The organism is Streptomyces sp. NPDC001902, from assembly GCF_042891295.1.
In the GTDB taxonomy this organism is placed as follows: Bacteria; Actinomycetota; Actinomycetes; order Streptomycetales; family Streptomycetaceae; genus Actinacidiphila.
This window is the reverse complement of the sequence record NZ_JBIATA010000011.1, coordinates 162,848-176,102: the sequence shown is the minus strand read 5'-3', so window position 1 is coordinate 176,102 and position 13,255 is coordinate 162,848. Positions and strand designations below refer to the sequence as shown.

General features: G+C 72.0%; 13 protein-coding genes. 4 read left to right on the top strand and 9 right to left on the bottom strand.

Annotated elements, in window-relative coordinates; genetic code table 11:
• The first annotated feature begins 106 nt into the window (after window positions 1-106).
• Window positions 107-1,246: a HupE/UreJ family protein gene (locus ACFYYN_RS20055; RefSeq protein WP_500546898.1), complete on the top strand. Its 1,140-nt coding sequence runs from the start codon at window positions 107-109 to the stop codon at window positions 1,244-1,246.
• A gap of 18 nt (window positions 1,247-1,264) precedes the next feature.
• Here the strand turns inward: ACFYYN_RS20055 and ACFYYN_RS20050 are convergent, their stop codons facing one another.
• On the bottom strand, window positions 1,265-2,353 hold the full coding sequence (locus ACFYYN_RS20050) for a DNA polymerase III subunit beta family protein (RefSeq protein WP_500546897.1): 1,089 nt from the start codon (window positions 2,351-2,353) through the stop codon (window positions 1,265-1,267).
• Window positions 2,354-2,586: 233 nt separating this feature from the next.
• Here ACFYYN_RS20050 and ACFYYN_RS20045 point away from each other — a divergent pair, with 233 nt between their 5' ends.
• Complete coding sequence (locus ACFYYN_RS20045) at window positions 2,587-3,435, top strand: endonuclease/exonuclease/phosphatase family protein (protein WP_500546896.1); 849 nt, start codon at window positions 2,587-2,589, stop codon at window positions 3,433-3,435.
• On the opposite strand, the gene ACFYYN_RS20040 is transcribed toward ACFYYN_RS20045, so the two are convergent.
• Together ACFYYN_RS20040 and ACFYYN_RS20035 are read right to left on the bottom strand one after the other, a co-directional pair.
• Entirely contained in the window at window positions 3,436-4,320 is an 885-nt protein-coding gene (locus ACFYYN_RS20040) for a metallophosphoesterase family protein (RefSeq protein WP_500546895.1), read from the bottom strand.
• A 73-nt stretch (window positions 4,321-4,393) separates the two neighbouring features.
• Entirely contained in the window at window positions 4,394-4,843 is a 450-nt protein-coding gene (locus ACFYYN_RS20035; protein WP_500546894.1) for an LppU/SCO3897 family protein, read from the bottom strand.
• 307 nt (window positions 4,844-5,150) lie between these two features.
• Between ACFYYN_RS20035 and ACFYYN_RS20030 the strand changes: the two genes are divergently transcribed.
• The gene (locus tag ACFYYN_RS20030; protein WP_499515071.1) at window positions 5,151-5,429 is read left to right on the top strand and encodes a hypothetical protein; all 279 of its coding nucleotides are present in this window, start codon (window positions 5,151-5,153) and stop codon (window positions 5,427-5,429) included.
• A 72-nt stretch (window positions 5,430-5,501) separates the two neighbouring features.
• Here ACFYYN_RS20030 and ACFYYN_RS20025 read toward each other — a convergent pair whose 3' ends face one another.
• The 6 genes from ACFYYN_RS20025 to ACFYYN_RS20000 all read right to left on the bottom strand — a co-directional run bounded on the left by ACFYYN_RS20025 (window position 5,502) and on the right by ACFYYN_RS20000 (window position 11,851).
• Window positions 5,502-6,092: a DUF308 domain-containing protein gene (locus tag ACFYYN_RS20025; protein ID WP_500546893.1), complete on the bottom strand. Its 591-nt coding sequence runs from the start codon at window positions 6,090-6,092 to the stop codon at window positions 5,502-5,504.
• 43 nt (window positions 6,093-6,135) lie between these two features.
• Window positions 6,136-7,764, bottom strand: coding sequence for a tannase/feruloyl esterase family alpha/beta hydrolase (locus tag ACFYYN_RS20020; RefSeq protein WP_500546892.1), 1,629 nt, complete (start codon window positions 7,762-7,764; stop codon window positions 6,136-6,138).
• Between the two features lie 567 nt (window positions 7,765-8,331).
• A complete protein-coding gene (locus ACFYYN_RS20015) occupies window positions 8,332-9,006 on the bottom strand; it encodes a TetR/AcrR family transcriptional regulator (protein ID WP_500546891.1) in 675 nt (224 codons plus the stop codon).
• Window positions 9,007-9,098: 92 nt separating this feature from the next.
• Window positions 9,099-9,917: an SDR family NAD(P)-dependent oxidoreductase gene (locus ACFYYN_RS20010; RefSeq protein WP_500546890.1), complete on the bottom strand. Its 819-nt coding sequence runs from the start codon at window positions 9,915-9,917 to the stop codon at window positions 9,099-9,101.
• A 65-nt stretch (window positions 9,918-9,982) separates the two neighbouring features.
• The gene (locus tag ACFYYN_RS20005) at window positions 9,983-10,735 is read right to left on the bottom strand and encodes an SDR family NAD(P)-dependent oxidoreductase (RefSeq protein WP_500546889.1); all 753 of its coding nucleotides are present in this window, start codon (window positions 10,733-10,735) and stop codon (window positions 9,983-9,985) included.
• A 69-nt stretch (window positions 10,736-10,804) separates the two neighbouring features.
• Window positions 10,805-11,851: an aldo/keto reductase gene (locus tag ACFYYN_RS20000; protein WP_500546887.1), complete on the bottom strand. Its 1,047-nt coding sequence runs from the start codon at window positions 11,849-11,851 to the stop codon at window positions 10,805-10,807.
• A gap of 1,032 nt (window positions 11,852-12,883) precedes the next feature.
• Here ACFYYN_RS20000 and ACFYYN_RS19995 point away from each other — a divergent pair.
• A complete protein-coding gene (locus ACFYYN_RS19995; RefSeq protein WP_500546885.1) occupies window positions 12,884-13,114 on the top strand; it encodes a hypothetical protein in 231 nt (76 codons plus the stop codon).
• The last annotated feature ends 141 nt before the right edge of the window (window positions 13,115-13,255 follow it).

Below are 13,255 nucleotides of genomic sequence, written 5' to 3'. Positions count from 1 at the left end.
CACGCCGGTAGGACCGCAGGCCCGCCCACGCCCGCCGTCCCGGACCCGACCGGTCCGGGACGGCGGGCCGCCGCCGTTCACCCCCCCCACCCAGAGGACCGACCTCATGCGTTCCACCACCGCGCCCCGGCTCTCCGCCGTGCTCCTCGCGGCCCTCGTCGCCGTGCTCGCCGCGGCCCTCGCCTCCGCCGCACCGGCCGCCGCGCACGACGCGACCTCGAAGGCGTACGTCGAGGTCAAGGGCGCCGGAAGCCACGTGGAGGCGACCCTCGACCTCGAGTACGACCTGCTCATGAAGTCGGCCTGGCTGTACGAGGAGGCGTACGGGGCGCAGGGCCGGACCGAGCAGCTGCACCAGCTCCAGACCAACGCCGACGCGGTGCACGCGTACGTCACCGGGCGCTTCGCCGTCGGCCACGAGGACGCCGCCTGCTCACCCCGCCCCGCCCGCGACGCGGACGTCCACACCCGCGGCACCCGCCCGTACGCCGTCCTCACCCTGGTCTACGACTGTCCGGGCGGCGCCGGCGGTACGTACACCGTCTCCAGCGCCCTCTTCCCCGACGCCGAGAGCTTCGTGCACAGCACGCAGACGATCGTCCACTACGACATCGACGGCCGGCGGGGCTCCCAGGTGCTGACGGCCGCCGAGCCCACCCTGGAGACCACCGGGCACCACGAATCCCGGCAGATCACGGACTTCTTCCTGCTCGGCATGGAGCACCTGCTGTTCGGCCTCGACCACATCCTCTTCCTGCTCTCCCTGCTCATCGGCGCCCGCGGCCTGCGCGACGTCGTCCTCGCGGCGACCGCCTTCACCGCCGCGCACAGCGTCACCTTCCTGCTGGCGGCCATGGGTCTCGTCCACGTTCCCGGATCGGTCGTCGAGCCGGTCATCGCCGCCTCCATCGCCGCCGTGGCCCTCGCGGGGCTCCTCCTGCGCAACCGCGAGGCCACCGGCCGCTGGCGGCTCCCGGTCGTCTTCCTCTTCGGCCTCGTCCACGGCCTGGGCTTCGCGGGCGCCCTCGGCATCGAAGAGAGCTGGTCCTGGGAACTGCTGCTGTCGCTGCTCAGCTTCAACGTCGGCATCGAGGCAGTGCAGCTGGGCATCATCGCGGTCACGTTCCCCCTGCTGGCCCTGCTGCGCCGCACCCCCGCCCACCGCTGGGCGCTGCCCGCGATGACGGCTCCGATCGTGGTCGTGAGCGTCTACTGGTTCTGCGAGCGGGTGGCCGTGCCGGCGTGACGGGGTGCGGCCGCGCGGTCAGGCCTCCAGACGGACGGGCATCAGGACCGAGAAGGCGCCGTCGTCCTCCGCCCGGCGGATCGTCAGGGGCGCCGTGGATGCGCCGAACTCCAGCACCAGCTGGTCCCGGGCTCCGGCGGCCAGCGCCTGGAGGAGGTACGCGCGGTTGACGGCGACATCGTCCGGGCCCTCGTCGCCGTCCTCGCACACGCCCACCGTGCCGTCGCCCGCCACCGTGAGCACGCTGATGTCGGGGGACTTCCCGTCCTGCTCCCGGCTCTCGCCGGGGCGGACGGGTCCGGTCTCCAACGCGGCGCGCAGCGCCGGGACCTCGACGAGGACGCGCCGGCCCTCCGGCAGCCGCACGATGCGGCGGTAGTCGGGGAAGTCGTGGTCGAGACAGCGGCCGGCCGCCTGACGGTCGCCTGCCGCCAGGGCGACGCGGTCACCGTCCACCGTGAGCTCGACGGACGCCTCGCCGCCGGCGAGGAGCGCCCGCATGGCGTCGGCGAGCGGGGACGGCACGACGACCTGGCGGCGGGGCCCGTCGTGCCCGGTGGCACCGGTCTGCGCGACGGCCATCCGGTACCGGTCGGTGGCCACGACATGGAGCGTCCCGCCGTCGATGTCGAACAGGACACCGCCGAGCACCGGCAGTTCGGGGTCGGTCCCGGCGGCGAAGCGGACCGCGTCGAGTGCGGCGGCCAGGCCCGGGACGGGGACGGCCAGGCGGACGGTGGCGGAGGCGAGGGGCGAGGACATGGGGTTCTCCTTGCGGTCGAGTAGGGCGCGGATCGCGGAGAACTCGACGCGAGCGTCGGACAGACCCCGTTCGAGGCGGCGCAGTTGCGCCTGCAGCAGTTTCCTGACCAGGTCGGTGTCGGCACTGGACCAGCCGGCCAGCACCAGGCGGATGTCCGCCAGGGGCATGCCGGTCCGGCGCAGCCGTGCCAGCAACCGGGCCTCTTCGAGCTGCTCGGGGCCGTACCAGCGGTAGCCGCTCGACGGTTCCACGCGGGCCGGGACCAGGACCCCGGCGCCGTCGTAGAACCGCAGCGCGCTCACGCCCAGGCCGCTGTCCCGGGCCAGCTCACCGATACTGCGCATGTCGTTCTCCACTCCCGGGACTCTGCCCCCTCCACCAGGTCGAGGGTCAACCCGCCTGCCCGGAGGGGCCGCGCCAGGCCCCCACCAGATCCGAAGGTCGGCGGGTTGAACGGGGCGTGACGTCCGGCACGGGGGAAGGGACGTGGTTCTTCATCCGCCCGTCACACGCCGGCCAGCGGGCCCGACCACGATCGTGATCGTTCCCGAAAGCCGTTCCCAGGAGGACCCCCGTCATGCTGCGCCGGACCCTGTCCGCACTCGCCGTCGTCTTCGCGCTCTCCGCCACCACCGGCACCGCCGTCGCCACCACGGGCAAGGCCCCGGCCGCCGAGGGCCGCGGCGCGCGCGTGCTGGACGTGATGACGTTCAACATCCACCACGCCCAGGGCACCGACGACGTGCTCGACGTCCCGCGGATCGCGGACGTCGTCCGCAGGAGCGGCGCCGACGTGGTCGGGCTGCAGGAGGTCGACAACCACTACTCCGCGCGCAGCGACTGGGCCGACCAGGCCGCGGACCTGGCGAAGCTGCTCGGCTACCACGTCGTCTTCGGCGCCAACATCGACAACGCGCCCCCGGCCGGCAGCGACCACCGGATCCAGTACGGCACCGCGATCCTGTCCCGCTACCCGATCACCGCGTCGGAGAACACCTGGCTCTACAAGTCGCCCGGCCAGGAGCAGCGCGGACTGCTGCACGCGACCTTGAACGTGCGCGGCAAGGCCGTCCACTTCTACTGCACGCACCTGGCCGCCAGTTCGCAGACCGACCGCCTCCAGCAGACCCCGCAGATCGTGGACCTGATCGGCGACAAGGAGCCCGCCGTCCTCGTGGGCGACTTCAACGCCCTGCCGGACGCGCCCGAGTCGCAGCCGCTGCAGTCCCGCTACACCGACGCGTGGGCCCGTTCGCTGCACGGCCGTGGGGACGGCGCGACCTACCCCGCCGAGGCCCCGACCGAGCGCATCGACGCCATCTACACCACCGACGAGGTCAAGCCCCTCGTCACGCGCGTGGTGCAGGCCGACCCGACGGCCTCCGACCACCTGCCGCTGATCAGCAAGGTCCTGGTCACGCCCTGATCAGGAGCCGGGGCCCAGCCGCTCGACGACCGAGCGGAGCTGGTCGCGGTCGAGCTCGTAGACGGTCTCGCCCGCCCGTGGGTCGCGTGCGTGGAGCACGTGGAACAGCGGGGCGTACGGACCGCCGAGGTCGACGAGGGTCGCCGAGGCCCCGCGTACCGCCCGCTCGGTGCCCTGCGGGCCGGAGAGGTCGATGCGGCTGAGGACCCCCGGGGTCACCCACACCGGGACCGACCCGAGGTGGCCGAAGAGCTGCAGGTGGAAGTGGCCGCACAGGACGAGCCGTACGTCCGTGCCGCGCACGGCGTCCGCCAGTTCGGCCCCGTCCTGCAGCCCGAGGGCCTTCTGGGTCGCGACGTCGAGGGTGACGGGCGGGTGGTGGAGGACCACCACGGATCCGTGCGGCGCGGGCTCGGCCAGCACCTCGCGGAGCCAGCCGAGCTGGCGCGGGCCGACCCGGCCGTACACCTTGCCGGGGACGAGCGAGTCGAGCGTGATGAAGCGGTGGCCGCCGATCACGCTCACGGCGGCCCGCTCGCCCTCGGGGGAGTCGACGACGGCGGTCGCCAGGTCGTCTCCGCCGGCTCCCAGATGGCCGCTGCCCAGCACCTTGGCGAAGGCGCCGCGCTCGTCGTGGTTGCCGGTGCAGAACACCACGGGCGCCCGCCGGCGCGCGGCGAACTCCCGCACCATGTCGCGGGCCGCGGCGTACGCCTCCGGGGAGCCGTCGTCGGCGACGTCGCCGCTGACGACGACGGCGCCGACGTCCGGGACGGAGTCGAGGGCGGCCAGCATCCGGCGCAGGGACTCCCGTGCGTCGATCCCGCGGGAGTTGGGCCCGTCGGCGGGGCCGATGTGGATGTCGGACAGGTGAAGGATCCGCATCCCGACCACGGTACTCACCGTCTGACGCGGCGTCACCGGGGCCGGGGCGGACCTCAGGGGCGTCGGCGGGTGCCTACTTCAGGGGCTCCAGGCAGAGCGTGAAGTCCCGGCCGGAGCCGCCCTGGGTGTACCGCCGGTACTGGTCCTCGCAGGTCCCGTTCGTCCCGGACTGCCGGTCGACGACCTTGAACTGGGCTTTCGCGTCACCGCAGTCCACGATCTCGAACTCCGGGTCCCCGACGGAGATCACGCCCGTGGCCGCCGCGTTCCCGGCGTGCAGGCAGTCGCCCGCGTCGGCGGTCGCGGCGCCCCCGAACCAGGTGGTGTAGCCGCCGTAGACCACGAAGCCGATCACGACGAGCCCGACGACTCCCCTGACGATGCCCTTGACGCCTATGCGGCGTGCGGGTGCGGGCGCCGGAGGGCCGGGCACGCTGTACGGGTTCCCGGGCGGGGGGCCGTACGGCGCGGGCGGCTGCTGGTTGTACGGGTTGGTGCCGGGCGGCGGTGGCGGAGTGCTCATCGCGGTTCCCCCTGGTTCTCGTAAAGGCGAGGTCAAGTAGCCGGTGGAAGTTACCACCGTGACCTGCGCGGGGGACCGGATCACCGGAAATCTGTGGCCTTGACGTGACCGTCAGCCACGTCGGCGACGCACGGCAGGCGCTCCTGGGTCCCGACCCCGGTGGACGTCGCTTTTGTCAAGCCCCGAATTCCAGGGGCGTGACGCGACGCGCCGGGCCGGGCTCAATGGAGGCATCGGTTCACGCAGAACGGGTGGCCCTCCCGGAACCATCCGGTTTTCCCGTCATCCCTCAGCAAGGAGAATTCTCATGGCCCGCACACCTCGTTCCCGGCGTCTGGCGATCTTCACGGCCTCCGCGGCCCTGGCGGCAGGGGGCGCTCTGATCCCCACCACGGCGTTCGCCGCCCCCGCGTCGGCCCAGACAAGCGCCGTGTCCACCCAGGCACCCCAGCAGCAGACGAAGACCACCGGCTACGGCGGCGACAGCGATTGCTGGGAGTCCGACTACGAATACTGGGAGTACACGGAGTACTGGGACTACACGGATTCCTACGACTACTACGACGGGTACTGGGTGTACTACTGATCCACGGTTGCCCGAAGACACACGGGTGCCGGCCCGGCGGTGGAGACCGCCGGGCCGGCACCCGTCCTCCGCTCAGGCGGTTCGGGTGCGCAGCCGGCGGGTCTTCCAGGCGAGCAGCGCAGCCTGTGCGATGAAGAAGACACCACCGCCCGTGGCGTACGTCGACAGCACGTCGAGCGAGGGGTGGTCGCCCACGGCCTGGATGTTGTAAAAGACGCCGACCAGCAAGGACAGGCCGCCCGAGATCAGGGTCGGCCACTGGTTGCCCAGCTCGGAACCGCGCCGCCGCAGGCCGACGACCAGCTGGGCCGCCCCGGAGATGACCGCCCAGGCGCCGAACGCATGGAGCACCGGCTCCACGCCGCCCGCTCCGGCGGTGCCGACAGCGAGGGCGGCGAACGTGCTCAACACGCCGTTGAACGCTGTGACTCCGCGCTCCGAACCGTCGGGGGTGGCGCGGTAGTCGATCAGCGACGACACCGCGTCGATCAGCGGGTAGACGACCAGCAGCGTGATCGCCGTGGCGTCGACGGAGTCATGGGCGCGGGCGAACACCAGGGCCCACACCACGGCCAGGACGCCGCGGCACAGGTACAGCCTCGGCAGGGAGGAGCGTCCTCCCGTTGTTGCCCGGGTGGTGGAAGTCGCCGTCTGCGTCCTCATGGTGTTCGGCCTTTCTCGGGTTGTCGGATGGTCGGCGACGGTGTCAGTGCCGCGGCGGGAAGACGCACCGGTGGCTGGAGGCGACGTCCGGGTCTCCGTGGCCCTTGTAGCGGGACACCCCGGGGTAGCTGCACAGGTCTCGGGTGACGCTCCTGCCGGAGGCATTGATCAAGGTGGCGGGCAGGGTCTTGGGTGCCTTGCCGTGCTCGACCCAGGCGGTCAGCGCGGCGAGGCCGTCGGCCGAGCCGTCGGTGCCGTTCAGACCGCAGTGGTCGGTGCCCGGGGCGAGGAACAGGCGGTAGAAGTCGTCGACCCGCTTGGGGCCGCCCATCTTCCGCTCGACCTGCTTGCGGTACTCGACGGTGCCCTGGGTGGGGATGAACTGGTCGGCCTGACCGTGCCAGGTCAGCAGTTTGCCGCCGGACGTGCGGAAGCCGGAGAGGTCGGGGTCGTCCGTGCCGATCACCTTGTCGTACTCGGCCTCGGACTGCCGGAACAACTGGGTGAACTGGCTGTAGGTGATCTCCGAGAGGTCGAAGGTCGGGTCCTTCTTCAGCCAGAGCTGGACCCACGCGGCGGGTACCGGAAACGGCGCACCCGTGACGTTGCCGTTCGCGTCCGGCTTGTTGGTGGCCGCAAGGCCGTTCAGGTCGGCCCCGATCGGGACGCCGGACCACAGCTCCTCACCGGTGGCGGTGCGCGGGCCGTCCCAGATCTTGCGCACCACGGCCGCGTCGGCCGCCGTGATCGTCAACTCCCGGCCGTCGCAGGCGACCTTGGTGCCGATCAGCTTGCGAGGATCGAAGTCGCACCGCTCCGGGTCGTTGACCAGGCCGTCCTTGACGCGGTCGAGCGAGTCACAGGCCTTGACGGCGGCATCGGTGAACGCGTCGAACTCACACCTGGTCGGGTAGGCCTTCTCGTTGTTCATGACCACCTGCGGCCACAGGGTGGCGACCTCGAACTCGTCCCAGTTGATGGCGGGCGCGTCGGCGAGGATGCCGTCGTAGTCGTCGGGGTAGCGCTGGGCCTCCATGTAGCCCTGGCGTCCGCCGGTGGAGCATCCGGTGAAGTAGGAGTAGGCGGCGCGCTTGCCGTAGACCGCGTCGACGACCTGCTTGCCGACGACCGCCGCCTCGTGCTGGGAACGGGAGGCGAAGTTCTTCAGCGGAGTGGTGCTGACCTCGCCGTCGCTGTTCAGCGCCCAGCTGACGTCGAGGGCGTCACCGACGCCGGCGTCCGTGGTGGTCGCCGCGTAGCCGCTCTTGACCGCGGTGCCCATCCCGACGCCGTTGTCCCCGGCGAGGTAGGCGCTGCCGCCGAGTGCCTGGAAGCGGCCGTTCCAGCCTTTCTCGGGCAGCCAGGTGGTCACCTTGGCGTGGTCACCCTCGCCCGGGTGGGTGAGGGTGACGGTCACCTTGCAGAAGGCCGGGACGCCGGTGACCTCGCCTTGGAGGACGCCGGTCCCCTTGATGGTGCCGCCCACGTCGCGGACCGCCGCCAGGGCCTCCACCTCGGTACCGGCCGGGGCCCGAACCGGCATGGAGGCGCAGCCGAACGGCTTGGCCGAAGCGGGAGTTGGGGTCTGGGCCGAAGCGGTCGGCAGGTACACCGCCGCGACCAGCGGCACTCCGGCCGCGATCACGGTCAGAAGTTTCTTCTTCAATTTCATAGCTTTCACAATCCGCTGAGTAGGTGTGCGCCTGACCGCGGCGACACATGTGCACATCACACGATGGGAAGGGCGAGGGCGGGTCTCCGGGCGAGCTGCCCCGTGACCTCGGCAGGTGCCCCGAGACGGCCTCGGGGCGCCAAGACTGATCCGAACGTATCACCGGTTAAGGCGGTGACGAAAGTGGGTGGCGAAAGTGAGTGCGATGCATGCAAAGGTGTGACCCACGGCCTCGGTGCGATCCGTCCGGCGGTGCGCCGCACATCCGAGACCAGGTCAGGTGGTGGACCCGCCCGGGCGTCGCAGGTCAACTCGCCGGGTACGGTCGGCGGGTGGGGCTTCGCGGACGCTGGGGGCGGTCGCCGCTCCGGCCCGGCCCGGGCAGGTCGCCGTCGAGGTGCATCCGGTGCCCCGGATACGCCCGCCCCGATGGTTCGGCGAACGTCGAGACGGAGCTGCCGGCGCGGTTGACGGTGGTCATCACGCGGTGGCCTGCGGCCGGAACCTCCACGTCCATGGCGGAGCGACCCGGCTCGCCGGCCGATCCGCCCGGAACGGCCGCGGGCCTCAGCCCAGGGTCAGCAGCCCGGTGACGGCGACGTGTAGGGTACGACCGAGCCGCTCGGCGAAGTCGACCCGCGTGCCGGCGAGTTCGGGGTCCCGCTGGGCCTCGGCGACCGCCTCCGAGGGGTGGGCGAACGGCCAGAGTCCGGCCGTGCACACGACGGTCAGGGAGACCAGCTCCCGGGCGGCCGCCGGCGTCAGTGCGGTAATGTTGCGCTGCACCAGATTCGCCAGCGTGCCCAGCAATCTGCCATGGGCCAGCTTGAACTCGCGCGCCGACTCGGCGGACAGGTTCCGCTCCAGTTCCGACCCCAGCGCGCTCAGCAGGCCGCACAGCAGGGACCTGCGGGCCAGAGACCGGGCCAGGGCGTCCGTCACGGCCTCCGGTGAGGCGGCACCGTGCGTCCCCGGGGACGGGAGTTCGGCGGGCAGCTCCTCGATCCACTGCGCGAGGGACCGGTTGAGCAGTTCGAAGAAGACCGCTTCCCGGGTCTCGAAGTACCGCACGACATTGGTCTTCGACAGCCCGACCCGCCGGCTCAGCTCGCGCAGGCTGATCTCGCCGACCGGCATCTCCGCCAGGAGCTGTGTCGCGGCGTCGATGATGGCCTGCTTGCGGATCTCGCGCTGCTCGGCGCTTCGCGCCCGCTGGAATTCCGTCGACCGGTCGTCTGCCACTGTCACTTCCCCGGGAAACCTCTCGGCCTGCACTCGGCGCCGCCTGCCGTAAGCCTAAGCCCCGACCGGGCAGGCAGGCCCGATGCCCCGGGTCATACGGACTCGCTCACCTCACGCCACTTGGCGTCGGAGGCGGCGAGGGTCTCGGCCACGACCCGGCCGACCCGGACCGCGTCCTTGCCGAGCAGCAGACGCAGCGGCGGCTCCTCGGACTCCGTGATGTCCAGCAGGATGCGTGCGACGCGTGCGGGGTCGCCGGTCTGGTTGCCGTCCGACGCCCGCTGGCGGGCAATCGCGGGTTCGACAACCGGCTTGTAGGGCTCGCTGACCGGCGGGGTGGCCATCGAGGAGCCCGCCCAGTCGGTACGCATGGCGCCCGGCTCGGCGACGGTGACCTTGATGCCGAGGTGGGCCACCTCCTTGGCCAGGACCTCGGAGAAGCCGCCGACCGCCCACTTGGCCGCCTGGTAGGCGCCGAGACCGGGGCCGCCCACGCGGCCGCCGACGGAGGAGATCTGGACGATGTGCCCCGAGCCCTGCTCGCGCATGACGGGCAGGGCTGCCCGGGTGACGTTGACGACGCCGTGGAGGTTGGCGTCGATCTGGTCGCGGAAGGCCTGCTCGGACATGTCCTCGATGGCGGCCATGTCGGCGTAGCCGGCGTTGTTCACGACGACGTCGAGGCGCCCGAAGGCCGCCACGGCCGTCTGCACGGCCCGCCGAGCGGCGGCGGCGTCGGTCACGTCGAGGGTGACCAGGCGGACCTTGTCGCCGTACGTGCCGACGAGGTCGTTCAGGGACTCGACGCGCCGGGCGGTCGCGACCAGGTTGTGGCCCGCCGCCAGGACCGCCTCGGCGATCGCGCGGCCCAGGCCGCGGGAGCTTCCGGTGATCAGCCAGGTCTTGCTCATGGTGGTGCCTCTGTCTCTCTTGCTCGGTGGGGGAAGGGGAAAGGGTGGGCGGGGATCTTTGTGGTTCAGACGAGGAACCCGCCGTCGACCGCGAGGTGGGCGCCGGTGACGTAGGAGGCCTCGTCGGAGAGCAGGAAGGCGACGGCCTTGGCCACTTCCACGCCGGTGCCGAGCCGACGGGCCGGGATGCGCTCGGCGATCTTCGCGACCTCGTCGGGGTTGCCCTGCTGGCGAGGCACCGGGATGACGCCGGGCTGGAGCTCGTTGACGCGGACACCGTGCCGTGCCCACTCGGAGGCCGCCGTGCGGGTCAGTCCGCGCATGCCGTGCTTGCTCGCGCTGTAGGCGGCGCGGGCGGACAGGCCCCGGTCGGCGAAGACGCTGGAGATGTTGACGATGGCGCCGCCACCGGCCTCCCGGATCGCCGGGATCTGGTACTTCATCCCGTAGAAGACGCCGGAGAGGTTGATTCCGATGGTCCTGCTCCATTCCTCCTCGGGGAGGTCGGGGACCTCGTGGAGGACGCCGGAGGTGCCCGCGTTGTTCACGGCCAGGTGCAGGGCGCCGAAGTGGCCGACGGTCTCGGCGACTGCGTGCTCGACGGCGAGCGGGTCGCTGACGTCGGCCGGCAGGACGAGGGCCCTGCCGCCCGCCGCGGCGATCTCGCCGGCGAGCTCCTTCAGGGGTTCCTCCTGGCGGCTCACCAGGGCGACGGCGGCCCCGCGGGCCGCGAGCAGCCGGGCGATGTCGGATCCGATGCCGCTGCCCGCGCCTGTCACGAAGGCGGTCCGGCCGGCGAATTGGTCGTCGAAGTCCATGGGATGTGCTCCTTGCCCAGGGGCGGCCGGTCGCGGCCGGGCCCCTGCGTGTGGTGTCCGGTGGGGACGTCACTTGTCGGTGTCGTCCGGGAGGGTGTTGAGGGCTCCGTAGCGGGCGCCCTTGACCCGCACGGGGTCGAACAGGGCGCCGAGGCCGGCCACGTCGTCGACGCTGAGCCGGACCGAGGTGGCCGCGAGGTTCGTTCGGACGTTGTCCGGACGCTTGGAGCCGGGGATCGGGACGATGTCGTGGTGCTGGGCCAGCAGCCAGGCGAGGGCGATCTGGCCGGGGGTGGCGCCGGCGCCTGCGGCGAACCGCTCGAGCTCATCGACCAGCCGCAGGTTGTGCTCGAAGTTCTCGCCCTGGAACTTGGGCAGCGTCGAGCGGAAGTCGTCGCGGCCGAACTCGGCCCCGCGGCGGAGGGCTCCGGTGAGCATGCCGCGGCCCAGCGGGCTGTAGGGCACCAGGGTGATACCCAGGCGGCGGCACTCCGGCAGCACCTCGGCCTCGACGCCGCGTTCCCAGAGCGAGTACTCGCTCTGCAGGACCGAGACGGGGTGGACGGCGTGGGCCCGCCGCAGGGTCTCCGCGCTGACCTCGCTCAGACCGATTCCCCGGATTTTGCCCTCGACGACCAGGTCGGCCATGGCGCCCACGGTGTCCTCGACGGGCACGGCCGGGTCCAGGCGGTGGTAGTAGTACAGGTCGATCCGGTCCGTTCCGAGCCGCCTCAGGCTGGCCTCGCAGGCGGCCCTCACGTACTCGGGGCGGCCGTCGAAGAAGCTGCGGCCCTCGGGGGTGGGGCGCGCGGAGAACTTGGTCGCCACGACCGCCCGGTCCCGGCGGCCTTTGAGGGCCCGTCCGAGGAGTTCCTCGTTGTGCCCGAAGCCCGGCACCGGCCGGCCCGGGGTGGCGCTGCTCGCCCCGTAGTAGTCCGAGGTGTCGAACAGCTCCACGCCCAGCTCGATCGCGTCCTGGATGGTGGCGACCGAGGCGTCCGGGTCCGCCGCTCCGTAGAACTGCGACATCCCCATGAGTCCGAGGCCGACGGGCCGCACTGAGATGCCGGAGCCGCCGAGCGGCGTACGCGCTGCCGCTGTGGTGTCTTCGTTCACGCCTTGCCGCCTTTCTTGTGGAGTCCGTCCCGCAGCCCTTTAAGAGGCCACTGGAACTTTATGCCTTCACGGTAAAGGTCCACTGGCCTCTTGTCGAGTCGCGGAGGCCCGGAGTGAGGTGCGCAACGCCAGGCCCGGGATGCGCCGCCCGGCTCCGACGGGCCGCGGCGAAGGCTTTCCCGCCCGGCGCGTGGTGTCTCGCCCGCGGCGGCACGTGGGGGCGGGTCGCTCGGTTCGGACCACCGGCCACCCCGGTCGTTGCGGGCCGGCTGCGGCGGGGACGGCGTGCCGGCTGCCACCGGCACAGGGTTGCCGGCGGACACGCGGGGGCGCCGCCGGGTGAAGTCGTACGGTGCGCGAGGTTCATCGTCCGCACCATCGGCGGCAATGCGGTGCGGCCGCGGCCGCGCGGAGGCGGAGCGATCCGCGCCGGTTCGGTGGACGGGGCCTGCTGCCCCGCCGGACCGCCATGCTCACCGCGGACCGGCCCGAGACGGAGCCCACGCGCGTGGTCGTCCGCGCCGTCGGCGCCGTCCGCCCTGACCCTCGGTACACCCCGCCGACGCTCCGGCCCTCTCCGGCCCGGCGGCGTGTCTGCCGAAAGAACGAGCTCGCCCGGGTCCGGGAACGATGTCCCCGACCGGCTCCCCCGGATAAGCGGAAGCAGCCCCAGCACGCGACTGCGGGACGTGCGCGGCCTGCTGCTCCCCGTTGGCCGATGCGGGAACACCGGGCGGGGCGACCATGGCCTGAGCAGCGGTCAGACCGGCATAGGCTACGAGCCGTTCCGCAGCGCGGTACTTGGAGAACTCCAACGGCTGGTCGAAGTACGACCGAAGATGAGTGGCCGCGGCCTCCCGGGACCGGACGAACGTCTCGCCGACGTGGCCGGCCAAGCCCGCGGAAACCGCACCGAGGCCACCGGCGGGGTTCGGGGTGGGGGGGGTGCGGGGTGCGGGGTGCGGGGTGCGGGGTCCACTACGCCGGCGGCTTCTGGTGGGTGGTGCCCAGTCCGGCGAGCCCAACGCAGGCATGCCTGGCCCAAACCTCACCAACGAGTCCCTGGGCAGGATCGACCTCACGCACTTCCTGCGCGCCCGCTTCCAGCTCGACAACGGGGAGATGGTGCGTGCCGGCGCCTTCACCACGAACGTCTGCCGTCACGGCGACGGCGCGGAGTGCGAGACCGGTGCGTGCCAGTTCGACGACACCCGTACCGTCGCCGGGATTGTCACGGTCGGCATGAACGCCCGCGGCATGTAGCGGGAGCAGTTCGAGGTAGTCGCCGCGAGCGGCAAGGTCGTGTTCACCTGCGGCAACAAGGCCACGGCCGAGACCGTCGCCCGCGGCTACCCCGACAGCGAGGTCTGCGAGAAGGCCTCGGCCGGAGCCAAGTCCCCAGCC

What these genes read in the sequence shown, in the direction of transcription:
- ACFYYN_RS20055 (WP_500546898.1), top strand. Translation starts at nt 107, where the DNA reads ATGCGTTCCACCACCGCGCCCCGGCTCTCCGCCGTGCTCCTCGCGGCC.
- ACFYYN_RS20050 (WP_500546897.1), bottom strand. Translation starts at nt 2,353, where the DNA reads ATGCGCAGTATCGGTGAGCTGGCCCGGGACAGCGGCCTGGGCGTGAGC.
- ACFYYN_RS20045 (WP_500546896.1), top strand. Translation starts at nt 2,587, where the DNA reads ATGCTGCGCCGGACCCTGTCCGCACTCGCCGTCGTCTTCGCGCTCTCC.
- ACFYYN_RS20040 (WP_500546895.1), bottom strand. Translation starts at nt 4,320, where the DNA reads ATGCGGATCCTTCACCTGTCCGACATCCACATCGGCCCCGCCGACGGG.
- ACFYYN_RS20035 (WP_500546894.1), bottom strand. Translation starts at nt 4,843, where the DNA reads ATGAGCACTCCGCCACCGCCGCCCGGCACCAACCCGTACAACCAGCAG.
- ACFYYN_RS20030 (WP_499515071.1), top strand. Translation starts at nt 5,151, where the DNA reads ATGGCCCGCACACCTCGTTCCCGGCGTCTGGCGATCTTCACGGCCTCC.
- ACFYYN_RS20025 (WP_500546893.1), bottom strand. Translation starts at nt 6,092, where the DNA reads ATGAGGACGCAGACGGCGACTTCCACCACCCGGGCAACAACGGGAGGA.
- ACFYYN_RS20020 (WP_500546892.1), bottom strand. Translation starts at nt 7,764, where the DNA reads ATGAAATTGAAGAAGAAACTTCTGACCGTGATCGCGGCCGGAGTGCCG.
- ACFYYN_RS20010 (WP_500546890.1), bottom strand. Translation starts at nt 9,917, where the DNA reads ATGAGCAAGACCTGGCTGATCACCGGAAGCTCCCGCGGCCTGGGCCGC.
- ACFYYN_RS20005 (WP_500546889.1), bottom strand. Translation starts at nt 10,735, where the DNA reads ATGGACTTCGACGACCAATTCGCCGGCCGGACCGCCTTCGTGACAGGC.
- ACFYYN_RS19995 (WP_500546885.1), top strand. Translation starts at nt 12,884, where the DNA reads ATGCCTGGCCCAAACCTCACCAACGAGTCCCTGGGCAGGATCGACCTC.